Below are 26,301 nucleotides of genomic sequence, written 5' to 3'. Positions count from 1 at the left end.
ATCCCTTCCGCAGGCGTCAGGGGTAACTGACGAGGTTGGCGACGTTGGTCGAGGAGTTGGACGGCCCGCCGCTGTTGTTGACGACATGCCGGATCGTGCCCGTGCCGCCCAGCGAGACCGTCACCATGTTCGTGAGCCGCGTACCGCCGTTGCTCGGCACCTCGTAGGCGCGCTCCGCCGCGACGGCCGGGTTGACGTTGAAGTAGCAGTAACTGCCGAGGCCCCAGGCCTGATGGCTGGTGACGGAGTCGGCGACCTTGTAGGCGGCGTAGCCCTGCGTGCCGCCGTTCATCCAGGCCGCCTGGTTGGGCGGGTCGTACGGCATCTCGTTCTGGTAGAAGTACGTGCGCCCGCCGTTGCCGTTCCAGATCGTCTGGTACTTCTGGTAGTGCTCGACGAACAGCCCGTACATCGTCACGTTGTCGCCGTTGACGACGAGCCCGGTGTCGGCGGTGTTGGTGTTCCAGCCGACGCCGCTCCCGTGGTCGGCGCGCCAGATCCACATGTGGTCGCCGATGACGTTGTCGCTGTTGACGACCAGGCTGGTGGTCGCCTTGCCGACGGCCGCTCCGCCGACGCGGAAGTACACGTCGTGCAGGGACGTCGGGTTGGCGGAGTGCGACGCGGACGAGCCGCTCGGTCCGACCTCCACCAGCGTCTGGGAGTTGGTCGTTCCCGCGTCGAACAGAACGCCCGCGATCTTGACCCCGTCGACGTCGGCGACCTTCATCGCGGTGATGCCGTTGTCCGGGATGAAGGTCGCGAGGCCGAGACCGAGCACGACCGTGTCCGGGCGGTTCACCTGAAGGGTCTGGTCCAGGTGGTAGACGCCTGGAGTGACCAGCAGGTTCTTGCCCGCGGCCAGCGCGGCGTTGATCTGCGAGGCGGTCGCGCCGGGCTTGACGACGAAGAACTGGTCGATCGGCAGCGAGCTCCCCGCGGCGTTGCCGCTCGCCCAGCTGGTTCCTGTCGAGTTCGCGCGCAGGCTCGGCACGAACACCTGGTAGCCGCCGGCGCCGTCGACGTACAGGAAGGGCTTCTCACGCGTGACCGGGCTCTGCGCCACCGTGGTGTACGGCGGGTTGGGGAAGCTGGTCCCCGGCACGCCCTGGCTGCCGACGAAGACCATGTTCCAGTTGGAGCCGGTCCAGCTGCCGAGCTGCGAGTTGCGCGTCAGCCACTGCTGCTGGCTGCCGGAGTTCACCTGACCGTCGATCTTGGTGTCGGCCATGTAGCCGCCGCTCGACCAGCCGCCGTCGTCCAGGGCGAGATTGCCGCGCACGTGCATGCGCCGGTACGACGAGGCCTGGGACACGGCCCAACGGTCGCTGCCGCCCGTCGGGTTGACCGAGAGGTTCTCGGCGCCGCGCCAGAAGTTCTGGGTGGCGTTGCCCTGGAACCAGTCGGCCTCGGCGTGCACCGCTCCGTTGATCGTCACCGAGTCGGGGGACAGGCCGAGGCCGGCGACCTGGGTGTAGAAGCCCACGTTGACGTCGTTGCTGTAGGTGCCCGGCTTGAACAGCACGGAGTAGCGCTGGGAGCCGAACTGGTTGGTCTGCTGCTGCTGGAAGATGGAGTTCAGCCGGGACTGGATGGTCGCCGCCGGCATCGACGGGTCGAACACGACCACGTTCGGGCCGAGGTCGACGCCGCCCGTCGGCGGGGCCACCGCCGCCACCTGGAACCGCTGGGCCGCCGAGTTGTTGCAGGTGTACTGGACCAACTGCACGCTGTCCGCTGTCGAGGCGCTGGGGACGTCCAGGCACTTGCCGCTGTTGCGGTTGACGAAGTGGTAGTTGCCGCTGCCCTCGTAGACGGGCAGCCACTGCTGGTTGGTGCCGCCACCGTAGGCCCACAGGTGGACGAGTGCGTTGTCGGCGGTGGACACGTCGCTCACGTCGACGGCCTGGCCGGTGTTGTTGCCGTTGTTGATCCGCACATAGCCGTCGCTGGTGGTGGTGAGACTCCACTGCTGGGCCGTCGAACCGTTGCAGGTGTACTGCTGGACCGCGGTGCCGTTCGCCGTCGCGGCGGACCTGGCGTCCAGGCACTTGCCGCTGCCCGCGTTGACCACGGTGGCCATCCCGGTGGGCAGCGCGGCGACCGCCGCGACCGCCTGGTCCTGCGAGGCGACCGCGATTCCGGTCACCGTGCTCGCCATCAGGGCGAGTGCGGTCACGAGTCTCGGTATCCGACGGCGCCCGGAATCTGTGCTGCGTCTGAGCACGACTTCTCCTGAGGAGGGTGGGGGTTGAAGAAGGAGGAGCGGGGACGGACGGTGTCCGTCAGCCGGTGTACCGGGCGAGGATGCTGGTGAACTGCCAGGGGGTCTGGGAGACGCCCGAGCAGGTGTCGTCGTTCGGATAGCCGCCCGCGCAGGGACGGTCGCGGTTGACCGACCAGAACGTCAGCCGCGCCAGGTGGTGCTGCTGCGCGTAGGCGAGGATGGTCTCGAAGTCGGCCGGGGTGACCGTCTCGTTGACGTCGGTGATCCCGTTCATGGACGAGATGCCCATGCCCCGGTACGCCTGGTCGTCGGTGTAGCCGTACGCGTTCTTGAGCGCCGTCTTCAGCCCTTCGGCGGCCCGAACGGTGAGCGTGCCCATGTTCTGGCCGGCTCCGCCGAAGTCGAACGGCATGATCGTCCAGCCGTCCACGGTGAGCCCCGACGCCGCGGCCCGGTTGATGAGGCTCGTGTCGGGGCCGCTCTGCCCGGTGCCGATGGTGACGTACACCTTGATGCCCGGGTTGTTGGCCTTGACGGTCTTGAGCGCGTCCACGGTGCGCTGCTGGACCGTCCCGTTGCTGTAGGCGTCCGCCTCGATGTCGATGTCGATGGCCTTGAGCGCGTAGGCGTTGATGACCTTCTGGTACGCGGCCGCCAGTTCACCGGCGGTTGAGCAGGAACTCTCCAGCTTGTTGCCGCTGTAGCCGCCGAACGACGGGATGACGTCGCCGCCGTTCGCCCGCACGGTGTTCACGGTGCTCTGGTCGACGCCGCCGGTGAGCGCACGGCCGCCGTCCCACTGCGGGTTGCAGTAGCCGTTGCTGAGGACGAAGGCGAGGGTGAACCACTTGACGCCGGTGGCGTTCATGACCGTGGCCGGGCTGGGCGGGTTGCCCCAGCCGTTGTAGAGGTACGGCGCGACAGCCATCGGCGCGGCGGTGGGAGGCGGAGTCGTGCCCCCGCCGGCGGCGGGCGCGGTCCACTTCTGGTTGGCGGCTCCCGTACAGGTCCAGATCTGCACGCCGGTGCCGTTGGCCGAGGTGTTGCCCACGACGTCGGCGCACTTGCCGGACTGCGTACCGACGAGGTCGCGGGCCGCGGAGACCGTCCACTTCTGGTTCGCGCTGCCGGCGCAGTCCCACAGCTGGAGCCTGGCGCCGTTGGCGGTCGAATTGCCTGTCACGTCAAGGCACTTGCCCAGGGCGCGTATGGTCCCGTCGGAGCCGACGGTCCACTGCTGGGCGGCGGTGCCGTTGCAGTCGTAGAGCTGAACGGCCGTACCGTTCGCGGAGCTCGCACCGGCCACGTCGAGGCACTTGCCTCCGAGGCCGGTGACGGTTCCGGTGGCGGCAGCGGCGGAGGAGGCGCTGAGCGCACTGGCCGAGAGGGCCAGCACCGCCGTGGTCAGAGTGGCGCGTAGCGCGGTGGAGTGCAGAAAGGATCGTCCGGACATCACGGCGATCACAGCCCTTCACATGTGGCTGATCAGTGGGGGGTTCACGTCCGTGAACGCTGAGCGCATTCAGGGACGCTGGTGATCGGTGAACTTATTGGTCTGCACCAAACACGTCAAGATGTGAAGCGATGAATGCCGTGGGTCGACGCGCGGGCACAAGGAGTTGAAGGATTCACAGCCGCCCGTGATATCTCATGGCCGCACCGAGGTTTCCCCGGGCCCCGGTTCGACTTCGCCGCGTTTCCACCGGCTCACCCACCCGCCGACTACCCCCAGTGGTGCTTGCCCCATGAACTTCCGCTCGCTCCGACCCCACAGCCGGGCAACCGTGATCACCGCGGAACGCCTTCTCCTCTTCGGCGACGCGGTGTTCGCGATCGCCATCACCCTGCTGGCCCTCGACATCACCGTCCCCGACGGTCTCGCCGACTCCGAGGCCGGTGCGGCCCTGCGCGACGCCCTGCCCAAGGTGGGCTCGTACCTGCTGAGTTTCGCCGTGATCGGCACGCTCTGGCTCTCCCAGCACGCACTGTTCAGCCGGGTGGCCAGACTCGACTCCTGGCTGCTCAACCTCTACCTCGGGCTGCTCGCCGTGGTCGCCGCGCTCCCGTTCCCCACCCGGCTCATCAACGAGTACGGCGGGACGGTCGCGGCGACCGTCGTCTACGCCATGACGATCACTCTGGCCGTCGGGCTGCTCGCCGCGATGGCGGGTCGGCTGCTGGCGCGCTCGTCCCTCGTGGTGGAGAACGTCGACCCCAGGCGTCTCAAGGACTCCCTCTGGCGCAGTCTGTCGACTCTGGGAGTCTTCGCCACGTCGATTCCGGTGGCCTTCCTCTCGCCCACGGCCGCCAAGTACTGGTGGCTCCTGGTGATCCCGGCCCGACGGCTGTTCCCGGGGCCGAAGGAGCCGGACGAGGACACCGGGGGAGTCACGGGAACAACCGCTTGAGGAAGGCGTTGTCGTACACCCGGTGCGGGTCGAGCCGTTCCAGCACGGCGGCGGCCTGCTCCCAGTCCGGTCCCGCGCCGTCGTCGAAGGAAGCCGGCACGGCGGCGCCCAGCACCTCCTGATCGGCCCACGCTGCCTCGTCCGTGTAGGCCCAGCCCTTGGACCACTCGACGCGGGTGAGCGCGTACCCACCGTCGTAGGCCGTGAGCAGGAATTGCTCCAACTCCCGGTAGAACGCCTCCGCGTCGGGCGTTCCGGGCAGCGTCAGGACGTCCAGCCATACGGCGGTGTCCCACTCGGGGTGATCCGCGCGGGGACGGAGAGCGGAGAGCGCCGGAACGCGGGCGCCGGGCCTCCCGACGTCGGACGGCTCGTCGAGGCCGGTCACCCGGATCTCGACCTGGCCGTTGACGGGGAAACGGCCCTGGGCGGCGTACGCGGTCAGTCGCTCGCGGAAGAAGGCCGTGAACTCGGCGACGACACGCTGCACTTGGGCGCGCGAGGTGAGCACGGCGTACCCGTTGGCGGTCACCCGCAGGGTCGTGGGCCTGAGATACAGGAGCGTGTTCTTGGACGGCCCCCAGATGTCGCGGGACAGCGTGGCGGTCAGTCCCAGCGTGGCCGCGGTGAACTGCGCGGCGCCCAGAGCCGGAGCCAGGTACCAGGCCGCGCCGGACAGGATCCGCCCGGCGAGGTCGGCCACGACCGTGGGAACGTTGTCCGAGAAGGGGTAGTTGTACGGCGAGGTCACACGGCGTGAGGTCAGCGGCCGGTCGGGCGTCACGCTCCACACCTTCAGCCAGGGATACTCGGTGAACGCGAACCAGATCGCCTCCACCCTCCCGGACTTGTCCAGGAAACTCGCGAACGTACGCCCGTCGTCTTCGCCATTGCCATTGCCGTTGTCGCCGGGCGCGGCGAAGAGCTCGGCGGCGGAGATGTCCGTACGGCTGACGCACCGCAGATCGGTGTTCACCCCCACGCGCAGCACCACCTCGGTGATCAGGGCGCGGCCCAGATGCGCGAGCAGCACCGCGCCGTCCGCGTCCTCGCGGTCGTAGGTGCGCAGCACGTAGCTCCCACTGCCGGTGTCCCAGACCACCGCCGTCAGCGACAGGACGAGATTGCTCAGTGAGCCGTACGTGTGTCCGGGCAGCCGGCTCTCGCCCACGGCGGGCACCGCTGTGCCGTGGGCGTCGACGGCCAGCGCGCCGCCGAGCGTGAGATCGCCCGGCGCGGGTGTCGCGGTGAGCCCGAGGCCGCGGTCCTCCAGGAAGCCGAGCAGCGTTTCGAGGGTGACGCCCGCGCCGGCCCGGACGGCGGCGGGGTCGCCGGACTCCAGCGAAAGACCGGTCAGACCGGGAACCGTGTCCACCAGCAGTACGCGGGCGCCCGCCCCCGTCCCCTCGGGGATCGTCAGCGGCGACCAGCCGTGGGAGGAGCCCCGCGCGCGCACGGTCCAGCCCTGCCGCCAGGTCCAGTTGACCACCTCGGCCACCTGGTCCGGCTCGCGGGGCGCACAGGCCCACAGCCCGGCGGCGGTGATCTCCCCGACCCAGTTGCGGTAGAGCGACCGGTGGACGTCGACATCCGCAGGGAATCCGGGCAGATCGGCGGCGGCCTCGGCACGGCCCTGGGCCAGGGCCTGGGACCCGGCGGTGAGCGCGGCGGCGGTCAGCAGGAAGCCGCGGCGCGACCAGGCCGAGGCCCCTTCACTTCTTGGACGGTCGGTCATGCGCGCCACGCTAGGCGGGAGTTGACACGAATAAGCTTCCGTCCGCCAGCTTCACTCATTCGAGTGACGTGACCTCACAGGGAACCCTTTGCCTGTGCACAGGGCGGGTCGCGTGGGCGGCGTCCTGCGCGAGGCCGGGATGGTGTCAGACTGACGGCATGGACGAGCGCGAATTCAGCAGGTCAGGTCAGCATGCTTCGGTCGTCGGTCTCGGCACGTGGCAGTTGGGCGCGGACTGGGGCGACGTGAGTGACAAGGACGCCCTGGCCGTACTGGAGGCGGCGGCCGAGTCGGGCGTCACCTTCTTCGACACCGCCGACGTGTACGGCGACGGACGGAGCGAGCAGACGATCGCGACCTTCCTGACCGGCAGGCCGGACCTGCATGTGCTGGTCGGCACCAAGATGGGCCGCCGCGTCGACCAGATCCCGGAGAACTACGTCCTGGACAACTTCCGCGCCTGGAACGACCGCTCCCGTCGCAACCTCGGCGTCGACCGTCTCGACCTGGTGCAGCTGCACTGCCCGCCCACGCCGGTCTACTCCTCCGACGAGGTGTTCGACGCCCTGGACACCCTGGTCGAGGAGGAGCGGATCGCCGCGTACGGCGTGAGTGTCGAGACGTGCGAGGAGGCGCTGACGGCGATCGCCCGCCCGAACGTGGCGAGCGTCCAGATCATCTTCAACCCGTTCCGCATGAAGCCCCTGCGGCAGGTGCTCCCGGCGGCCCGTGCTGCCGGCGTCGGCGTCATCGCCCGTGTTCCGCTGGCCTCCGGTCTGCTGTCCGGCAAGTACACCAAGGACACGGTCTTCGCGGCGAACGACCACCGCACGTTCAACCGCCACGGCGAGTCCTTCGACCAGGGGGAGACCTTCTCCGGCGTCGACTTCGCGACCGGTGTGGAGGCGGCGGCCGAGTTCTCCGAGCTCGCCCCGGAAGGCTCCACCCCGGCCCAGCTGGCCCTGCGCTGGATCGTCCAGCAGCCCGGCGTGACCACGGTGATCCCGGGCGCCCGGACCCCTGAGCAGGCCCACGCCAACGCGGCGGCGGCGAAGCTGCCCGAACTGCCGCAGGAGACCCTCGACGCGATCGAGGGTCTCTACGAGCGGCGGATCAAGGAGCAGGTCGAGGGGCGCTGGTAGTCGTCGGGGCGGGCTCCGGGGCGGGTCCTACGGGGGGCTCCGGGGCCTGCCCCACGGGGAGGCTCAGGGGTAGCCCACGGCGCCGGCTCCGAGGCGGTGCTCCGGAGCGTGCTCCACGGCGGGCTTCGAGGCGGGGCTCCGTGGCGGGGTTCCGAGACAGGACCCGAAGCGGGCGCGGCGCGCCGACGGCGAGTATCCGTCGGGGCGCCGCTCGGCCGGCGGTCATCGGGAAGCGAACGGTCCAGCGGACCAGGGTGCCGTTCGAGTCGGTGACCGCCGTTCGGCCGTCACCCGATCAGCCCCAACTCCGTTGCCGGGGGCGGCTGCCGCTCACCGGAGGGGCGAGCCGTGACCCTCGCGGGCGCACACCCCGGCCGTCGCTCACCGTGGGAGCCCTGACATCGCGGGGCCCTCCCGGCCGTCGCTCACCCCTGGTGTGAGCCCTCACCTTCGCGATCTGACACCGCCGCGAGCCCGCGCAACTGCCTGTCGTGCAGCCGGCTCAGCACCAGCACCGAGACGGTCGCGCCGATCAGCGCACAGAACATGTCCCACTGGGTGTCCCACACATCCCCCTGGGTGGCCAGGAAGTCGTCCGCCGCGCTTCCGCCGATCAGCGCGGCCGCCCACTCGAACATCTCGAAGACCGCGCTGAAGGCGAGGCACGCGCACACGGTCAGCGGCGCCAGCCAGCGACTGCCCCGCAGCGGTGAGGTCCGGCTCAGCAGTTCGCGTACCAGGACGGCGGGCACGAAGCCCTGCATCAGGTGCCCGAACCGGTCATAGGGATTGCGGTCGAGCTCCAGCCAGTCCCGCACCCAGTCGCCCAACGGCACCTGCGCGTAGGTGTAGTGCCCGCCGAGGGCCAGCACCAGCGCGTGCGCCGCCAGCAGGCAGTACAGCAGACTTGTGAGCGGAAACCGGCGTCGGTACAGGACGAGCAGGGGCAGCCCGACCAGCACCCACACGATCTCCAGGAACCAGGTCATCCGGTCGTGCGGATCCCAGGCGGAGACGGCCAGACCCGCGACCACGACCAGGAGGAGCGCGACCGGAAGGAACCTCCGCGGGACGCGCTCCGGAGCCTGGTCGCCGAGTGCGGGCGGGCCCTCGGGCATCGGGCGACGGACGAGCGGGGCGGGGCGAACTCCGGTCATCTGAGGTCTCCTTGGTCGAGGTGGCCCCATGCTGGTGGAGCGCGCCGCCGAGGGCATGAGTACGCCTACTCACTTCCCGGCGCGGCTCATCCGTGGTGCCCACGGGTCGACGGCCGCGTCACGCAAGGACTGACTCCCGCGGCCCCGGAGGGAGTTGTCCGTCCCCCGGAGCCGCGGGTACGGCTCACTCCTTGGGAGCCGCGCCCCGGAGAGCCGCGATACAGGTGCCGATCGCCTGCTGGAGCTCCTCCAGACGCTGCACCATGTCGTCCTCGTAGATGTCGTCGGCGTCGTCGAAGGTGAGCTCCTCGAACACCTTCGTGGCCTTCTGGAGGCTGCTGTAGAACTTCGTCCGGCGTTCCTGGACGCGTAGTTCGGGGTCGGCCTGCACGGTCTCGACCACCATGTTCCTCATGGTGTCGTACGCCTCGGTCGCCCACTCGCCGGTGTCCTCGCCCTCCTCCAGCTCGTCGAGGAGCGAGAGGTGCCGCTCCGCCTCCGAGCGCAGTTCGGCGGGCGCGTCCAGGGTCTGGCCGGCAGGGGTCTTGATCTGGCCCTTCTCCGCGATCTGGCGCACATAGCCGATCCGGTCGGCCGCCCTGCTCTCGGTGGCGACCGCCTTCTTGAGGTCGTCGGTGCGGGCGATGTCGCGGGCCAGCTCGGTCTGGAGCGCGGGGTCCTCCTTCAGCCGGTCCAGGAGGGCGTGCCGCGCGGCCTGGGCGGTCGAGGGGTCGGCGAGGATCGCGGCCCGCAGCGCGGTGGGGTTCTCGGCGACCTCAAGGGCCTTGGTGGGCCGGATGCCCTCGGCCTGCGCGGCCTGCACGATGGCGGTGCCGCGCTCGGAGGAGGCGCTGGAGCGGGCGACATAGTACGTGTGCCACACGTCGGCGTCCGGCAGCTCGATGTCCTCACCCGGTGTCAGCGCCTCGAAGAGCGGGACGAGCCCGTCGTCGGCCGCCTTGTCCCACGCTTTGTAGTACCGCATGACGCGCTCGGGCGAGCACCCGGCCAACTCGGCGAACTCCTTCGCGGAGACCTTCGGTGTCTCGTCCGCCGCCTGCCCGCCGGGGCGCACGCTGCGCGCCACCTTGAGGGCGAAGCTCCATCCGCCGTTGCGCGCGTAGGCGCCGAAGTCGCGTGCGTCACGCGAGACTTCGGGGTCCGGAGCGTCGGGGCGCACGGCGGATTCTTCGGACGGAGCAATAGCTACGGTCACCGGGAACTCTCCTGGGTCGGTACGGCGTTCAGATCACTGAGGATGAAGCTTTGGCCGAAGCTTCACCCGGTAAAGCAAGCAGAGCCACGAGTAAAACGGAAACAAGCGGACACACAAGTAAAACCGAAACGAGCAAGCCGGAATCGACGCGATGTGATGACCTTCACCCCGATGTGGCGGAAAGTGATGAATTCCTTACGGTCGAGACACGTACGGGTGGGCGCAGATCATCGTGAGACCGCGGGAGGATCTTTCGTGCGACCGTTCACCCTCAACTACGCCCTGCCCACGGGGCCGTCGGCTCTGACAGCCGCGTACCATTTCGATGTGTCACTCCAACTGAACGTGCTGCCCGACGGCAGACCGGCCGTCAGTGATCGTGCGCTTCTGCTGGCCTCCGGAACCACGACCTCCACCGCGGGCTCCCAGACGCACTTCGACGACTGACGGCAGCCCAGCGCATGACGGTACTCATTCTCACAGCCGAGCAGGACGTCACCGCCGACATGGTGGTGGCCAAACTGCATGAACAGGGCGTGCCCATGGTGCGCCTGGACCCCGCCGACGTGCCCGGCAAGGCGGTGCTGTCCGCCGACTACGCCCACGGGGACTTCGACGGGTATCTGTCGGTCAACGGCCATGTGCTCAGCATGGGCGGCCTGCGCTCCGTGTGGGTGCGCAGGCCGGGCGAGCCGGCGGCGCACGCCGCCGATCCCTCGCCGTGGCTCACGGCCGAGACCCGGCAGGCCCTGTTCGGAATGCTCTACTCCGCCTCGACCCGTTGGATGAACCACCCGCGCAGTGCCGAGCAGGCCCGGCACAAGCCCTGGCAGTTGAGGATCGCGCACACCAGCGGCTTCGCGGTACCGCCCACCATCATCACGACCGCTCCGCGGGTCGCCCAGCAGTTCGTCGAGCAGTATCGGGAGGTCGTCGTGAAGTCGGCCTCGGGACCGCCGCCCGGCGATCCGCCGGTGGCCCTGCCGACCACACTGATCGGACCCGACACGGACTTCTCCGGCGTGGCGGCCGGGCCCGCGCTGCTCCAGCAGTACATCCCCAAGCGTGCCGACATCCGGCTCACCTCGATCGGCTCACGCCTGTTCGGCGCCCGCAAGACAGCGGAGCCCGAGCAGATCGACGGACGGTTCGGCGACACCGGACACACCTGGGAGCCCGTCCCGGTGCCCGGCGGTATCGCCCGCGCCGTCCATGAGTACCTGACCTTCACCGGACTCGCCTACGCCGCTTTCGACTTCGCCGAGGACAGCGAGGGGGTCTGGTGGTTCCTGGAGGGCAACCAGGGCGGCCAGTTCGGCTTCGTCGAGCTGGAGACCGGCCAGCCCATCGCCGAGGCGGTCGCCCAGTGGCTCGCGCAGCGAAGACCCGATGGCCTCACCCCCCGCAGGACGCAGATGAGTTGATTCCCTCGACACGACACGACACCACAGGTACGACGGGCACGACTCCCCACCCGGGTCAGTCGGACGGCTCCCGGAAGGTCTTGAGGAGGACGTCCAGTGCCTCCTGGTTGGCGTCGTCGTCCCAGTCGTCGGCCGGCGTCGTCCAGCGCAGTGAGAAGCCCCGGCCGTCACCGATGAGGAAGCCCCGGCCGAGGGTGCGCTCACGGACACCCTCCGACACGGAGAGCCACTCCATGTCGGCTCCCTCGTAGCCGCGTTGGGTCACGGCCCGGATCTCACCCACCCGCTCGTAGCCGCCCTCGGAGCCAGCGCGCAGTGACGGCTCCAGATCAGCCCAGATCTCGACGGGATCCGGCCCCAGCCGGGTGCTGTAGGTGACCGTCAGCGTGCGCGGATCCCCGCTCGCCCCGAGGGTGACGCGGTAGGAGAGATCGTCGGCCTCGTCGGTCCGCAGCGGCTTGAAGCCCTTGGGGAGGTCGATGGAGAAGCCCTCGGGCGCGTTGTACGTCGAGAAGACGGGCGTCGGTTTCTCCGCGACGGGGGAGGAGGGGGCCGGTGAGGTCGGAGTGGGCGTCGGCTGGGTCGCCTTGGTCGCCTGAGGAGCGGTGTCCGTCTCGGTCGGTGACGCCGCCGGGCTGACGGAGGGAGCCGGCGAAGGGTCACCCGTACTGGTGGCGCTCGGCGACGGGGCGGCTCCGGTCGCGGAGGTCTCCCCGTCGGGCAGCCCGCCCGCCGTGGTGAGTACGGCGAAGCAGACCACGGTCGTGGCCAGCACCCCGCCCACCAGAACGGGCCTGCCGAACCGGCGTACACCCCCCGTCCGCTTCGCGGCCCACGGCTCGGAGTACGTGTCCCGGAAGTGAGGCAGGGTCGCCGTGGGTGTCCCGTCCTCCTCGTCGTCCTGCCTGAGGATGCGCGTGAGGGCCTCGCGCACGACGGGCTCGGGCACTCGTTCGTGCGGATCCCTGCGCAGGAGTCCGCCGATGGCGGGGCTGAGCGCCCCGGCGTTCTGCGGCGAGCGGATGGGCAGCCGCTGCACGGCGCGGAGCGTGGCGTCGAGCCGTCCCCGGTCCTTGAAGGGCGGCCTGCCCTCGACCATCGCGTACATGATCGCGCCCAGTGCCCACAGATCCGCGGCCGGCCCGGTGCTCTCGCCGCGAGCCTGCTCCGGGGAGGCGTACGACGGCGCGGTGACGCGCACGGAGGAGGTTTCCCCCGTCATCCCGAAGCCGCTCACCGTGATGTCGCCCTGCTCGTCCACGTGGACCTGGCCGGGACTGAGGTCGCCGTGGGTCTGCCCGTGCCGGTGGGCCGCGGAGAGCACGTCGAGGAGTTTGAGGCCGATGCGGGCCGCCCGGAAGTAGTTCAGGGGACCGCCTGCGAGGAGTTCGCTCAGCGGGGCGCCGGCGGGCCGCTCCGTGACCGTCCAGAGGAAATCGTTGTCCTCGATCACATCGACGACGGTGGCCACCTTGCCCGGACAGACCAGCTCCATGCGCTCGGACTCGCGCAGGACCCTGGTGGCGGTGCGGTGCCCGGCCCGCTCGCGCGGATGGCCGGGGAGCCGCGTCCGGGTCAAGGCGACCGGACGCCGGAACTCGAGGTCCTGGCCGTGCCAGCCGACACGGCCCTCCTCCCGGTGGACGATCTCCACGAGGCGGTATCTGTCGGCGACCAACTCGTCCGTGGGGTCTTGCACCTTGACCATGCTCATCCCTCGCTGCGCACCGGAGTCTCGCCTTTCCCGGAAGTACGCAGGGCGTGACGGTGGGTGTTCAAAACGAAGCGGCTTCGGACTGAGCCATTTTCTGGCGGCCCCTCACCGGTTCGAAATCCCGGCCACCTGTTCGGCGGGTCCTCCTCGCGGAGCGGCGGCACGACACGGGCGCGTGCCGGGCACCCGGCACCTCAACGGGGGCGCTCACCTGCTCCGACGCCGATGTAGGAGTCCGCGAAGGCGGCCGACGCCGCGGGCGATCCGAGGATCCTCCGCAGCCGGGCACCGGCGGATCCGGCGCGGAAGGGATCGCCCGACGTCGGGCCGTGCAGCAGCTCCGCGAACCACTGGGAGAACTCCTGGTACTCCCAGACACGGGTGAGGCAGGCCGCCGAGTAGCCGCGCAGCGCACCGTCGTCGCCGCTGCCGAGGTACGCGATGAGCCCGTCGGCCAGGAGCAGCGCGTCGTGGAGCGCCAGGTTCATGCCCTTCGCGGCGATCGGCGCCACGAGATGCGCCGAGTCGCCCGCCAGGAAGAGCCGGCCGTGCGTCATCGGCTCCACGACGTAACTGTGCATGTCGAGGACCCGCTTCTCGATCAGAGTGCCCTCGGTGAGCGGCTGGGCGCCGGTCGCCGACAGCCTGGCGTGGAGCTCCGACCACACGCGGTCGTGGGGCCAGTTCTCCGGGTCCTCGCCGGGCGTGACCTCCAGGTAGTAGCGGGTGACCTGAGGGCTACGGGCCATGTGGGCGGCGAATCCGCGCGGATGGACACCGAACACGACACAGTCGCAGGACGGCGGCGCCTCGGCGAGGAGCGCGAGCCACCCGACGCCGTAGTCGAACCGGGCGACGGTGCCCCGCCCGGGGGTCACACAGGCGCGGGTCACCCCGCGCGCGCCGTCGCAGCCGGCGATGAACTCGCAGTCGACACGGCGCCGTTCGCCCGACACGGGGTCCGTGTAGAGCACCGACGGCCGGTCACCGTCGATGCCGTGCAGCGCCACGTCCCGTACGCCGAAACGGATGTCGCCGCCCCGCACGTCCGCGTACTCGCGCACCAGGTCGGTCACCAACAGCGGCTGCGGATAGACGAAATGGTGGTCCCCGGTCAGCTCCGCGTACCGGAGCCGGTGCCGTTCGCCGCCGGTCCGGAACTCGCACTCGCCGTGCGTCTGCGCGCGCTCCACCAGCCGGTCGGCCAGACCCCGTTCGCGCAGCGCGCGCACCGCCCACTCCTCGATGAACCCCGCCCGAGGCCGCTGTTCGATGAACTCACGGCTCTCGGTCTCCAGGACCACGCAGTCGACGGACGCGGCCCGCAGGATGTTGCCGATGGTGAGACCTGCCGGTCCCGCGCCGACGATGACGACGGGGACGCGCTGGACAGGGGTGGGCGTGGGGGAGATCACCCGAACATTATGACGGTGCTCCGTCAGCTCGGGACACCTCCCCCGAGGGCCGCTCGGGAACGCTCTCTACCCGTCGGCCCGCGCCACGAAGTCCCAGGCGCCGTGCGGCACTTCGTACACGACGAACCCCCGGTCCGACCGTACGAACACCGCCCCGTCCGGAGCCCTGACGGCCGCACGGGTGGCCGCCGGTACATGCACCTCCGCCGTCGACCCGACCGGCACCCCGACCGAGAGCCGGGTCCTCCCGTCGACGAGGGACCAGGCGGCCGTCGCCTCACCGCGCACCGTGTGCACCGACGTACGCGCCCAGTCCACTCCCGTACGGCCGTCAGGCCGGACCGTGAAGGTGCGGTAGCCCGCGTCGCCGGGGCGCAGCCCCGCCACGTTCTCGTAGAGCCACTGGACGACCGTGCCCTGGAAGTAGTGGTCCCGGGAGCGGGAGTCGAGGGGCCACATCTCCCACATGGTGTCGGCGCCCTGGTCGAACCAGTACCCCCAACTCGGGTACGTGCGCTGGGTGGCGATCGCGTGCGCCACCTCGGGGTGCCCCTGTGCGGACAGTTCCCGCAGCAGCACGCTCGTGCCCAGCGCCCCGGTGTTGAGATGGTTGCCGCGCTGCTCGATGTCGGCGAGGAGCGAGTCGACTACGGTCGCCCGCGCACCCGGCGGCACAAGACCGAAGGCGAGGGGGACGCAGTTGTTCGTCTGGCGGTAGCCGGGGTCCTTCGCGGTGCGGTAGTGCCCGTCGGGGCCGAGGAACGCCGTGTTGAACGCCTCCTTCAGGCCGCCCGCGACCTCGCGGTAGCGCGTCGCGACCCCGTCCTCGCCCAGCAGGTCCGCGAGTTCCGCCGTCCCGGTCAGCGCCCGATGCAGATAGGCGGTCGCGGTCAGCCGGGTGTCCTCGGGCGGGTTGCCGCCGTAGCCCGGTGGCAGATAGTCGCCGAGCGCGGTCACCGCGAGTCCGTCCCGGAGCCGTGAGATCTCCCAGTCGAGGTAGCGGGTGAGCGGCGCCCAGTGGTCGCGGGCCAGCCGCTCGTCGCCGTACACGCGGTACATCTCGCGTACGAGGAAGGGGTACACGGTCGTCCACTCGGGCGACGGGCCGAGATCGCCGTAGCCCCAGCCGCCGCTCGGCACGATCACCGGCAGCTGCCCGTCGGCGTTCTGACTGTCCCTCAGGTCGCCGAGCCACTTCGACAGGAACCGGTGCACCCCGAAGGCGTAGGCCATCACGGGCGCGCCCAACTGGGCGTCGCCGGTCCAGCCGTTCTTCTCGTACATCGGCGTGTCGGTCGGGATGCCGTGCAGGTTGTTGAGGAGGGTGCGCCGCATCGCCCGCTCCAACTGCTCGTAGAACGGCTCGGAGCAGGCGAACGTGCTCGTCGCGGCCACCCGCGTGTGCACGACACGGCCCAGCACCTGGGACGGCTCGGGCTTCGAGGGCAGACCACTGATCTGCACGTAACGGAAGCCCTTGTAGGAGAATCTCGGCTCCCACACCTCGTCCCCGCCGCCGCCCGCGCACACGTACTCGTCCGTCTGGAACCGGCCCGGCACATGCCCGGTCTCCGCGGACACGCTGCCGTCGGACTTCAGCTTCTCGCCGTGCACCAGGCGGACCGTGGTCCCCGCCTCGGCCCGGACGGTCAGCCGGGACCAGCCCGCCATCGTCCGGCCCATGTCGACGACGTAGACCCCCTCGCTCAACTCGTCGACGGCGACCGGGCGTACGGTCTCGATGACCTCGATCGGGTCGTGGGCCTGCGCGTGCAGGGTTCCCTTCGGCGCGGTCTGCCGCTGTGCCTCCTGCCAGCCCTCGTCGTCGAATCCGGGGCGCGTCCAGCCCGCGGGTGCTGTACGTGCGTCATAACTCTCGCCCGCGTAGAGGGAGTTGGAGCGGGTCGGGCCCTCGGTGATCCGCCACCTCCCGTCCGTCGCGACGACGGTGCGTGAGCCGTCCGGATGGTCGACCTCCAACTGGGCGAGCAGCCGCGGCTCGCCGTGCCAGGGCGGTCGATGCCAGTTCCAGACGTTCGGTGTGGTCATCCCGAAGAAGCCGCGGCCGAGTGTCACCCCGATCGCGTTGACGCCCCGCCGGACCTGCTCCGTCACGTCGTGCACCGCGTACAGCACCGTCTCGTCGTAGTCGGTGAAGCCCGGGTCGAGCACCTGCCGGCCGACGCGTGCGCCGTTGATCTCGGCGTCGTAGTAGGCGAGTCCGCTGATGTGGAGCCGGGCGCGGACCACCTTCCGCGACAGGGTGAACTCGCGGCGCAGCAGGGGAGCGGGCTGTTCGGGCACCGCGATCGACACGCCGCTGCCCCAGGGCCCCTGTCCGTACGGCGCGAGCACGGCCGCCTCGGGCCAGTCGGCGTCGTCGAACCCGGCCTGCTGCCAGCCCTGTTGCTCGCTCTCGGCGGAGCGCCAGCCCGCTCCCGTGACCAGCTCGACCGTGCCTGAGGCGGTTTCGACGAGCAGGCGGACGAGGAGCCCGCCCGGATTGACGGAGGCGTTGCCGCGGTTGGTGGCCAGCGCCGCGACCACGATCCGCCCGCCGGCCGCCCCACGTACCTGTTCGGTGACGTCGGCGAGTTGTCCGGTGCGCCAGGCGTCCGTCTGCTCCGGCCGGCGCAGTACCTGCCGGCCGTCGAGGTACAGGGTGAAGTCGTCGTCGGCCGTGGCCACCAGGGTCGCCCTGCGGATCTCCGCACCCGCGGGGAGGGAGACCGCTCCGCGGAACCAACGGGGCCCGACAGGGGCGGAGTTCGCGGTCGCGCCGGGCGACCAGATCCAGGACGCCCCGTCGAGGCCGGGCGGCTCCGGCGCGGCCGCCGCGCCGATCCAGAACCCCTCCCAAGCGTCCTTTGGCAACGTTGTCTCCCACCAGCGCCGAGCGCTCCATGCGGACGGGCGGCCCTCGTGGTCCCAGACCCTGACCTGCCAGTGGTAGCGGGTACGGGGTCGCAGCGCGGGGCCCGCATAGACGACGCCGACCGTTCGGTCCGACTCGACCCGGCCCGAGTCCCAGACCAGGTGCCGGCCGCGGACCAGGTCCTTCTCGGTGGTCGCCACCCGCACCCGGTAGGCGGTCTGCCGGGCACCTCGGCCCGGGGCCGCCAACTCCCAGGTGAGTCGGGGATGTTCGACCTCGGTGCCGAGGAGCGTCTCGGCGTACTCGACGGTCGTGCGCTCCACGCGCAGTCCGTTCCCGGGGCGGTGGGCGACACCTGCGGGCGGCGACGCGGACGCGGTGCCGGTGGCGGATCCCAGTGCGATGGACGCGCCCGCTCCCGCGACGGAGCCTCGCAGGAAGACGCGTCGGTTCCAATCCTTGGCCATGTGTCGCCCTTCAGTGATTGAAACGTTTCATTCGGCTGTCAACGATCCTATGAGGCCCCGCTGTCGGGCCTCAAGAGGCGTGCAGGCACCTCATGGAAAGGAGGGGAGTGCAGGCGCCTCAAGGAATGGAGGGGCGGGCGAGAGAGGATGGCTCAGGCGCTGCGTGTCCCATGACGGTCACCGTCGCCGACCCGCTCCCGAGCCGCCCGGAGGCCACCCGCATGAGCGCCCGCCCCCTGCCCGCCAGCACGCCCGCCGAACAGGGCGTCGACGCGTCCGGCATCCACGCCTTCTTCGACGCCGTCGAGTCCGCGCCCGACATCGAACCGCACAGCCTGATGATCCTGCGCCACGGTCACCTCGTGGCCTCCGGCTGGTGGGCACCGTACGCTCCCGAGCGCCTCCGGCTCCTCTACTCGCTCAGCAAGAGCTTCACCTCGACCGCCGCCGGATTCGCCGCCGCCGAGGGGCTGTTGCGCCTCGACGACCCGGTGATCTCGTACTTCCCCGAGTTCGAGGCGGACATCACCGACCCGCGCAGCCGCGCCAATCTCGTACGCCATGTCGCCTCCATGGCGAGCGGCCACCTCGTCGACACCTATGAGGCGGCCTTCCGGCTCGACCGAGGGGAACCCGTACGCGGCTTCCTGATGACACCGCCGGACCGCGACCCGGGCACCGTCTTCGCGTACAACCAGCCCGCCACCTACACGCTCGCCGCGATCGTCCAGCGCACCAGCGGGCAGCGGCTGACCGACTATCTGCGGCCCCGCCTGCTCGACCCCCTGGGCATCGGCGAGATCGCCTGGCAGCAGCACCCGGCGGGCCGCGACATCGGTTTCAGCGGCCTGCACGCGGCGACCGACGCGATCGCCCGGCTCGGCCAGCTGTATCTCCAGGACGGCGTCTGGGAGGGACGGCGGCTGCTCCCTTCCTCGTGGATCGCCGAGGCCACGGGCGTCCGGGTCCCCAACGCCGACGGTACGGCCGAGGGCGCGCTGTCGGACTGGCAGCAGGGGTACGGGTTCCAGTTCTGGACGTCCCGGCACGGATACCGCGGTGACGGGGCGTACGGGCAGTTCTGTCTCGTGCTGCCCGAGCACGACGCGGTGATCGTGACGACCGCCGCGACCGAGCAGATGCAGGAGTTGCTGAATCTGGTGTGGCGGCACCTGCTGCCCTCGTTCGGCTCCGCGCCGCTCCCCGGCCACGAGGACGCGGTCCTGCGGGACCGGCTCGCGCGACTCGCGCTGCGGCCGGTCACGGCGCCCGCCACGCCCACGGCGGAGGCCGAGGCCTGGGCGGGCGCCGAGTTCGTCCCGGCGGGCGGCTCCTGCGCGCAGCAGCCGAGTCTGACGGGAGCGACGGTCACGGCGGGCGAGGACGGCTGGTCCATCTCGCTCGCCGAGGGCGTCGACCGCCTCGACCTGCGCTTCGACGGGTCCGGTTGGACCACCGCTTCGGCCCCGGTTCCCACGGCCGTGAGCGGCGGATGGACCGCCCCCGACACCCTGCGCGTCGACGTGATCTTCCTGGAGACCCCGCACCGCCTGACCGTGACCTGCTCACTGTCCGACCGCACCCTCACGGCCCACTGGCACACGAGGCCGCTGCGCCCCGGCCGGCTGCGCTTTCTCCGGGCGCCGCGTGACGGGGATGCCGTACGCCGGAGGTGAGCCGTACGCCCGGGGTGAGCCGTACGACGGAGGTGAGCCGCGGGGCGGCGGCCTTCGCGTGCATCGGGTGTCGGGCGCATCGGCGAATCGCCCCAGGAAGGGTGATCGCCGATGATCGTATGGGAAGAAGATGTCCGGACCCGCCGACTACGCAGTGGAGTGTGCTGATGCAGCTGAACCTCGAAGGACGGACCGCGTTGGTCACCGGCTCGACGCAGGGCATCGGCGCGGCGATCGCCGTGGGCCTGGCCCGCGCCGGTGCGCGGGTGGGCGTCAGCGGCCGGGACGAGGGCCGGGTGGCGGAGGCCGTCGCGCGGTTCGCGGAAGAGGTCCCACAGGGGCGGTTCGTCGAGGTAGCCGCCGACCTCGGGACCGAGGAAGGCGCGGCGACGGCCCTGGAACTCCTCCCCGACGTGGACATCCTGGTCAACAACCTCGGGATCTTCGGCGCGGCACCGGCGCTGGAGATCACCGACGACGAGTGGCGGCGCTACTTCGAGGTGAACGTCCTCGCGGCCGTCCGCCTCACCCGCGCCTGCCTCCCGGCGATGATGGACCGGGGCTGGGGACGCGTGCAGTACATCGCCAGCGACTCCGCGGTGGCGATCCCCGCCGAGATGATCCACTACGGCATGTCCAAGACCGCGCTGCTCGCCGTGAGCCGGGGGTTCGCGAAGGAGGCCGCCGGGACGGGCGTCACGGTCAACTCCGTCATCGCCGGCCCCACGCACACGGGAGGTGTGGAGGACTTCGTCTACGACCTGGTGGACCGTTCCCTGCCGTGGGACGAGGCGCAGCGCGCCTTCATGCGGGAGCACCGGCCGCAGTCGCTCCTCCAGCGGCTCATCGAGCCCGAGGAGATCGCGAACATGGTCGTCTACCTGAGCTCGGACCAGGCGTCCGCGACGACCGGGGGAGCGCTGCGGGTGGACGGCGGTTACGTCGACTCGATCCTTCCCTGAGGCGCTTGCCCTTCGTGAAGCCGCGTCTGCGGATCGCTTCGTCAGAGGTGCTCCGTGAGGGTGTGCGGCAGTTGCCCCCGGCTGGTGATCCCGAGTTTGGGGAAGATCCGGTAGAGGTGCGCGCCGACGGTCCTGTGCGACAGGTGGAAGTGCCGGCCGATCTCCCGGTTCGTCATCCCGCGTGCCGCCATGCCGGCGATCTGGAGTTCCTGGGCGGTGAGGGCGGCGGGCCCGGGGGCGTCCTCGGGCGAGGACTGTCCGGCGGCGCGGAGTTCGCGACGTGCCTGCTCGGCCCAGTGACCTGCGCCGAGTTCCCTGAGGAGATCCAGCGCCAGGCGCAGGTGGCCGCGGGACTCGGTGTGGCGCCGGCGACGACGTAGCCACTGGCCGTAGGCGAGGTGGAGGCGCCCGCGGTAGTGCGGCCATGCCGTCAGGTCGACGGCCAGCGCGGCCGTGTAGTGCTTCTCGGCATCGAGGTCGCCCGCGAGGAGGGCGCGGGCGTGGTTCAGGCCGATGGCGACGGCCGCCGCCGGCTCGCGGGCAGCCGTCGGCTCAAGGTCGCCGAGCAGGACGCGGGCCTCCTCGACGCGGTCCGCGGCCCGTGCCGCGTCGGCGAGGTCGGCGAAGGTGAACGGCGTGACGGCGTAGTGGTGGACGGGGTCCGCGGGGTCGAACAGCCGGCTGAGACGCTCGTAGGCTTCCGCGCCGCGCCCGGCGTTCAGGGCGTTGATCCCGAGCGCGCGGTGGGTGATGGACCTGAGGTAGTGCGGCGTGCGCGGATCGGAGAGGATCTCGGCGGCGAGCGCCTCGGCGTGCTGGGTCTCCGCCCTCAGGGCGGCCACCCCGAGCCGGTGTCCCAGTGCCATCAGCCGCCACACCGGCTCGTCGGTGGCGGTGGCGAGCCTCTCGCATTCCAGGCTGTTAGCGATGGCCCGGTCCCAGGCGCCGCCCCAGACGTCCGAACCGGCCCACACGCTCAGGTACTTGACCGTCTGCGCGACCCGCCCCTGGGCGCGGACGGCGCTCGTCGCCGCCGCGATGTGGTCGACGGTGTCGGGGAACTCACCGAGCAGCCCTTTGACGGCGACGGCGTAGAGCAGCGCGGCGTCGCCGTCGGCGGCCGGGAGCCGGGTGAGGCGCTCCAGGATCGCCCGGCCGCGCTCGACGGGCAGCAGGTAGGCCAGGGTGTACACGGTGCCGGGGTGCTCCATACGGGGGTCCAGTGTGTCCAGGACACCGGCGAACCAGGTTCGGACCTCGATCCCGGCGCCGTCCATCCAGCAGCGCGCCGCCGCGGTCCACAGCAGCTGTCGGGCGAGCTCCCGCTCCCCGATGCCGTGGACGGCGAGCGCGTGCCGGACGAGGGTGCGTACGAAATGCGGGTCGCCGGAGGGTCGCAGGCCGGCCAGTTCCTCCAGCAGCGCGCGCCGGGCCTGGTTGGCGGTGTCCAACCGGCGGAGCCTGGTGCTGTCGAGGAGCGCGGCGGCCCTGGCCTTGCCCTCGGGCAGTTCGCAGGCGGCCTGGGCGGCGTGCAGGATCAGCGTGGTGCGGTCGTTGTCGTCCTGGGCGAGGGCCGCGGCGCGTTCGAGCGCCTCGACGGCGGCGGACGTCGCGCCCCGGGCGACCGCGCGTTCGCCGAAGTCACGCAGTTCCTCCATGAGTTCGCGGTCAGGGCCCGGCGCGGCGGTGGCCCGGTGCCAGACCGCGCGGTTGGGCTCCGCCGCCAGGAGGCCGCCCAGCGCGCGGTGCACCGCCAGGCGGTCGCCGAGGGACGCGCGCTGGTAGACGGCGGAGGCCACCAGAGGGTGGCGGAACCGCACCGCGGCCCCGTCGCACTCCACGAGCCCCGCGGCGACCGCCGGTTCGACCACCGCGACCGTCGCCGGGCCGCCGTGGATCTCCGCGACAGCGTCGAGGAGTTCGGCGAGCGTGCAGTGGGTGTCCGCCGCCAGCGCGAGCAGCGCCGTGCGGGTCGGCGCGGGCAGGTCGGGCAACCGGGCGGCGAAGGCCCGCTCAAGACGGGTGCTCAGCGGCAGGAAGACGCTCAGGGTGTGGTCGCTCTCCTCCTTCTGCCGGACCGCCGACGGCAGTTCACGCAGGGCCAGGGGATTGCCGCGGGCCGCCTCCAGCAGGCGTGCCCTCGTCCGCAGCGGCAGATCGGCACCGTGGCGTTCCAGGAGCGCGTGGGACAGCTCCGGGGTCAGCGGACCGACCGCCAGTTCGGCGAGTCCGTGTCCGGCGAAGGGGTCGTCGTGTCCGTCACGGACGGCTCCGAGCAGGGCGATCGGTTCACCGCGCACCCTTCGTACGACGAATCCGAGCACGTCCGCGCTGGGCCGGTCGAACCAGTGCGCGTCCTCGGCCACCACCAGCAGCGGATCGCGCTGCGCGGCCTCGACCAGCAGGTCCAGCGCGGCGAACGCCACACCGTACGGGTCCGGTACGGCCACCTCCTGGTCGCCCAGCACCGCGCGCAGGCTCTCGCGGGCCCGCCGGGGCAACGCGTCGTCCCGCAGCAACGGCCACAGCAACTGGTGCAGCGCCCCGAACGGCAGCCGTGCCTCGGCCGGACTCCCGTGAGCGGTCAGCACCGTCAGGCCTTGCTCCTCGGCCCGGCGCGCCGCGGCGTCGAGCAGCGCGGTCTTGCCTATCCCCGCCTCGCCCCGCAGGAGCAGGCTCCCGCCGCCGCCCGACCGCAGCGTACGGAGCAGCTCCGTGAGCCGCGCCAGTTCGGCGTCCCGCCCCCAAAGCTCAGTCATGGTCCCGTTCTCCCTCTGTCCGTCGTGATCCCACGGCGGTCCGGTCCGCCGTGGGCCGATGATCGCCGAACCCCGCCGGTGACAATGGACCCATGGCGTTGGAAACTGGACTCTCCCCGCACACGCGGGGACGGCAGGGACAGGTGGGGGACTCGTGCTGCTCGTGGACACCCGGGACGTCGCTCCGGCCGACCGGGCCGAGGCCGTCGACGCGGCGCTGACCGCGGGCTGCGTGCGGGCGGCCATCCGGCACAGGGATCCCGTCGCCGTCCACGCCACGATGCACCTGTGGACGCTGGGGCCCTGCAAGCTCGTCACCGCGCACGCCTCCGGGCTGCGCCAGACCCGCACGCCCAGGCATCTGCGCGGGGTCAGCGAGCCCGAGATGGTCGCCCTGGCCGTGCAGCGCCGAGGGCTCGCGCAGTACGAGAAGCGCGGTCACCAGCAGGTCGTGCGGACCGGTGACCTCATGATCAACGACCTGACGTCGCCCTACGACGTGAACTGGCCCGAGGACGGCGGTTCCAGCGCCTTCAACGTCAGCTACGACCTGCTCGGCCTGCCCGTGGACACGGTCCGGCGGGCCGCCCCCGCCCTGCGCACCAGCCCGCTGTACGCACTGGTTCACCAGCATCTCGCGACGCTGGTCCGGCAGGCTCCCCTCCTGGAGGGCGATCCGGGCGCCCCGGCGCTCGCGTCGGCCACCGTCGAACTGCTGCGCGCGCTCATCGTCTCGGCGGTCGCCGACGACCCGCTGACCGCCGCCGTACGGGACGACACCCAGCTCACCCGGATCATGGCCTACGCGCGCCGGCACCTGACCGACCCCCAGCTGACCCCGGCACACCTGGCCGCGGTGCACAACCTCTCCGAGAGGTCCCTGTACCAGGTGCTGCGGCAGGGCGGCATAAGCCTGGAGCAGTGGATCATCACGCAGCGGCTGGAAGGCGCCCGCAGCGACCTCGCGGCCCCCGGCAAACGGCATCGCACCATCGCGGCGATCGCCCGTATCTGGGGCTTCACCGACGCCAGCTACTTCACCCGCAGGTTCCGACAGGCCTACGGAGTCCTTCCCAAGGACTTCCGCCGCGCCGCACACGAGGGAACGACGACCGTCGCTGTCCCGGAGTCGCCCGGACCGACGGGCAGCCGTCCTGATTCGCCCTGACCGACCGGCAAGCCGTCCGAAGCGCCCGATCGACGGGCAGTCATCCGACTGACGCCCCGACAGTCACCGGCTTCCTACCGTCACGGCCATGACCTTCACTCATGACCTCGAACAGATCGAACGCGCCAACTCCTCCGGACGCCCCGTGGTGGTGTTCGTCCACGGCCTGTGGCTGCTCCCCAGCAGCTGGGACCGGTGGGCCGAGCACTTCGCCGCCGCGGGATACGCGCCGGTACTGCTCGGCTGGCCCGACGACCCCGACACGGTCGCGGAGGCACAGGCACATCCCGAGGTCTTCGCGGGCAAGAGCGTCGGACAGATCGCGGACCACCTCGCCGGTCTGATCGGCAAGCTCGACCAGCCGCCCGCCCTCGTCGGGCACTCCTTCGGCGGGCTGCTGGTGCAGATCCTCGCCGGCCGTGCCCTGGCCGGTGCGACGGTGGCGATCAGCCCCGCCCCGTTCCGGGGAGTGCTGCCGCTGCCCTTCGCCGCCCTCCGCTCCTCCGCGCCCGTACTCGGCAACCCGGCCAACGCCCACCGCGCCGTCCCCCTCACCTACGAGCAGTTCCGCTACGCCTTCGCCAACCGGGTCGACGAGGACGAGGCACACGCGCTGTACACGGAGTTCTGCGTACCGGGAGCCGGCAAGCCGATCTTCCAGGCGGCCACGGCGAACATCAACCCGTGGACCGAGGCCAAGGTCGACACCCACCACCCCGGCCGCGGCCCGCTGCTGGTCGTCAGCACCGACCACGACCACACCGTGCCGTACGCCATCGCCCGCGCGAGCCACGCCAAGCAGGCACAGAACGCCGACGTCACGGAGCTCACCTCGGTCCCCGGCCGGGGTCACTCCCTCACCATCGACGCCGGGTGGCGCGAAGTCGCCGACGTCGCCCTGGAGTTCGTCCGCCGTCATCACTGACCACCGGCCCGACCGTCGTCCGTCCGGTACCCGCCGGACGGACCACCCCTCACGGAAGCGTGACCTCACGATGCCCACGATCACCACCACCGACGGCACCGACATCCACTACACCGACTGGGGCACCGGCCGGCCCGTCGTCTTCAGCCACGGCTGGCCCCTGTCCGGCGAGGCGTGGGCGAACCAGATGCGCCTGGTCGCCGAACACGGCTACCGCGCCGTCGCGCACGACCGGCGCGGCCACGGCCGCTCCGGCAACGGCTGGACCGGCCACCACATGGACACCTACGCCGACGACCTCGCGCAGCTCGTCGAGCACCTCGACCTGCACGACGCCGTCCTGGTCGGGCACTCCACCGGCGGCGGCGAGGTCACCCGCTACCTCGGCCGCCACGGCACCGGCCGCGTCTCCAAGGCCGTCCTGCTCGGCGCCGTCCCGCCGCTGATGCTCCGGACCGAAGCCAACCCCGGCGGCCTGCCCCGCTCGGCGTTCGACGCCATCCGTGACGGCGTGGAATCCGACCGGGCCCAGTTCTACGCCGACCTCGCCGTTCCCTTCTACGGCGCCAACCGCGACGGCCACTCCGTCTCCGAGGGCATCCGGCACGACTTCTGGCGCATCAGCATGCAGGCCGGGCTCAAGGCCGCCTACGACTGCGTCGAGCAGTTCTCCGAGACGGACTTCACCGAGGACCTGAAGAAGATCGACATCCCGGTCCTGGTCGCGCACGGCGACGACGACCAGATCGTGCCCATCGCCGCGGCCGGGCCGCGCTCCGCCGAACTGCTGCGGAACTCCACCCTGCGGGTCTACCCCGGTGCCCCGCACGGCCTCGTCGGTGACTTCAAGGACGCGTTCAACGACGACCTCCTCGCCTTCCTCAAGGACTGACCGCCCTCAGCGCTGCCGCGACCGGCCCGCGGACCTCCACCACTCGGGCCGGCGGGCCCCGCACAGAGGCTCACCCGGAGGACCGACCGCACATCGAGCGGCCCCCCGTACCCCGTACGCCTTCGATGGATCAACTCCG

At 71.1% G+C, this 26,301-nt stretch carries 18 protein-coding genes; 9 read left to right on the top strand and 9 right to left on the bottom strand.

The annotated features are described in order from the left end of the window. Positions 1 to 16: 16 nt before the first annotated feature. Together ACIP79_RS26640 and ACIP79_RS26635 are read right to left on the bottom strand one after the other, a co-directional pair. Entirely contained in the window at positions 17 to 2,161 is a 2,145-nt protein-coding gene (locus tag ACIP79_RS26640; RefSeq protein ID WP_401227356.1) for an RICIN domain-containing protein, read from the bottom strand. A gap of 124 nt (positions 2,162 to 2,285) precedes the next feature. Then, positions 2,286 to 3,680: a ricin-type beta-trefoil lectin domain protein gene (locus ACIP79_RS26635; RefSeq protein WP_401227183.1), complete on the bottom strand. Its 1,395-nt coding sequence runs from the start codon at positions 3,678 to 3,680 to the stop codon at positions 2,286 to 2,288. Between the two features lie 292 nt (positions 3,681 to 3,972). Between ACIP79_RS26635 and ACIP79_RS26630 the strand changes: the two genes are divergently transcribed. Beyond that, positions 3,973 to 4,635, top strand: a complete 663-nt coding sequence (locus tag ACIP79_RS26630; RefSeq protein WP_401227182.1) for a TMEM175 family protein — start codon at positions 3,973 to 3,975, stop codon at positions 4,633 to 4,635. Here the strand turns inward: ACIP79_RS26630 and ACIP79_RS26625 are convergent. Further along, the gene (locus tag ACIP79_RS26625) at positions 4,616 to 6,370 is read right to left on the bottom strand and encodes a cholesterol oxidase substrate-binding domain-containing protein (RefSeq protein ID WP_401227180.1); all 1,755 of its coding nucleotides are present in this window, start codon (positions 6,368 to 6,370) and stop codon (positions 4,616 to 4,618) included. The genes ACIP79_RS26630 and ACIP79_RS26625 overlap by 20 nt on opposite strands. A gap of 158 nt (positions 6,371 to 6,528) precedes the next feature. On the opposite strand from ACIP79_RS26625, the gene ACIP79_RS26620 reads away from it, so the two are divergent. Then, a complete protein-coding gene (locus ACIP79_RS26620) occupies positions 6,529 to 7,512 on the top strand; it encodes an aldo/keto reductase (RefSeq protein WP_401227178.1) in 984 nt (327 codons plus the stop codon). Between the two features lie 425 nt (positions 7,513 to 7,937). On the opposite strand, the gene ACIP79_RS26615 is transcribed toward ACIP79_RS26620, so the two are convergent. Then, positions 7,938 to 8,630 (bottom strand): DUF2238 domain-containing protein, encoded by a 693-nt coding sequence (locus tag ACIP79_RS26615; RefSeq protein ID WP_401227355.1) that lies wholly within the window; start codon positions 8,628 to 8,630, stop codon positions 7,938 to 7,940. Between the two features lie 223 nt (positions 8,631 to 8,853). After that, complete coding sequence (locus ACIP79_RS26610) at positions 8,854 to 9,885, bottom strand: hypothetical protein (RefSeq protein ID WP_401227177.1); 1,032 nt, start codon at positions 9,883 to 9,885, stop codon at positions 8,854 to 8,856. Between the two features lie 255 nt (positions 9,886 to 10,140). Here ACIP79_RS26610 and tgmA point away from each other — a divergent pair, with 255 nt between their 5' ends. Beyond that, a complete protein-coding gene (gene tgmA / locus ACIP79_RS26605) occupies positions 10,141 to 10,332 on the top strand; it encodes a putative ATP-grasp-modified RiPP (RefSeq protein ID WP_401227175.1) in 192 nt (63 codons plus the stop codon). A gap of 14 nt (positions 10,333 to 10,346) precedes the next feature. Continuing rightward, positions 10,347 to 11,309, top strand: a complete 963-nt coding sequence (tgmB, locus tag ACIP79_RS26600) for an ATP-grasp ribosomal peptide maturase (RefSeq protein WP_401227173.1) — start codon at positions 10,347 to 10,349, stop codon at positions 11,307 to 11,309. Positions 11,310 to 11,364: 55 nt separating this feature from the next. Here tgmB and ACIP79_RS26595 read toward each other — a convergent pair whose 3' ends face one another. From ACIP79_RS26595 to ACIP79_RS26585, 3 genes are all read right to left on the bottom strand, one after another. Beyond that, positions 11,365 to 13,017 (bottom strand): serine/threonine-protein kinase, encoded by a 1,653-nt coding sequence (locus ACIP79_RS26595; RefSeq protein WP_401227172.1) that lies wholly within the window; start codon positions 13,015 to 13,017, stop codon positions 11,365 to 11,367. Positions 13,018 to 13,217: 200 nt separating this feature from the next. Then, a complete protein-coding gene (locus ACIP79_RS26590; RefSeq protein ID WP_401227171.1) occupies positions 13,218 to 14,438 on the bottom strand; it encodes a 4-hydroxybenzoate 3-monooxygenase in 1,221 nt (406 codons plus the stop codon). A gap of 66 nt (positions 14,439 to 14,504) precedes the next feature. Beyond that, a complete protein-coding gene (locus ACIP79_RS26585) occupies positions 14,505 to 17,780 on the bottom strand; it encodes a family 78 glycoside hydrolase catalytic domain (protein ID WP_401227170.1) in 3,276 nt (1,091 codons plus the stop codon). Positions 17,781 to 18,001: 221 nt separating this feature from the next. Here ACIP79_RS26585 and ACIP79_RS26580 point away from each other — a divergent pair, with 221 nt between their 5' ends. Both ACIP79_RS26580 and ACIP79_RS26575 read left to right on the top strand, forming a co-directional pair. Next, positions 18,002 to 19,456 carry a serine hydrolase domain-containing protein gene (locus tag ACIP79_RS26580; RefSeq protein WP_401227353.1) on the top strand — a complete coding sequence of 485 codons (1,455 nt, stop codon included), beginning with the start codon at positions 18,002 to 18,004 and terminating at the stop codon, positions 19,454 to 19,456. Positions 19,457 to 19,623: 167 nt separating this feature from the next. Next, positions 19,624 to 20,418 carry an SDR family NAD(P)-dependent oxidoreductase gene (locus ACIP79_RS26575; protein ID WP_387182840.1) on the top strand — a complete coding sequence of 265 codons (795 nt, stop codon included), beginning with the start codon at positions 19,624 to 19,626 and terminating at the stop codon, positions 20,416 to 20,418. Positions 20,419 to 20,459: 41 nt separating this feature from the next. Here ACIP79_RS26575 and ACIP79_RS26570 read toward each other — a convergent pair whose 3' ends face one another. Next, a complete protein-coding gene (locus ACIP79_RS26570; RefSeq protein WP_401227168.1) occupies positions 20,460 to 23,177 on the bottom strand; it encodes an AAA family ATPase in 2,718 nt (905 codons plus the stop codon). A 154-nt stretch (positions 23,178 to 23,331) separates the two neighbouring features. On the opposite strand from ACIP79_RS26570, the gene ACIP79_RS26565 reads away from it, so the two are divergent. From ACIP79_RS26565 to ACIP79_RS26555, 3 genes are all read left to right on the top strand, one after another. Next, complete coding sequence (locus ACIP79_RS26565; RefSeq protein WP_401227166.1) at positions 23,332 to 24,345, top strand: helix-turn-helix domain-containing protein; 1,014 nt, start codon at positions 23,332 to 23,334, stop codon at positions 24,343 to 24,345. 88 nt (positions 24,346 to 24,433) lie between these two features. Next, positions 24,434 to 25,270, top strand: a complete 837-nt coding sequence (locus tag ACIP79_RS26560; RefSeq protein WP_401227164.1) for an alpha/beta hydrolase — start codon at positions 24,434 to 24,436, stop codon at positions 25,268 to 25,270. Positions 25,271 to 25,340: 70 nt separating this feature from the next. Continuing rightward, positions 25,341 to 26,162 (top strand): alpha/beta fold hydrolase, encoded by an 822-nt coding sequence (locus tag ACIP79_RS26555; RefSeq protein WP_401227162.1) that lies wholly within the window; start codon positions 25,341 to 25,343, stop codon positions 26,160 to 26,162. The last annotated feature ends 139 nt before the right edge of the window (positions 26,163 to 26,301 follow it).

Source organism: Streptomyces sp. NPDC088747, from assembly GCF_044751025.1.
GTDB lineage: Bacteria > Actinomycetota > Actinomycetes > Streptomycetales > Streptomycetaceae > Streptomyces.
Note: the sequence above shows the minus strand (reverse complement) of the source record. Positions and strands in the feature narration are given on the sequence as shown.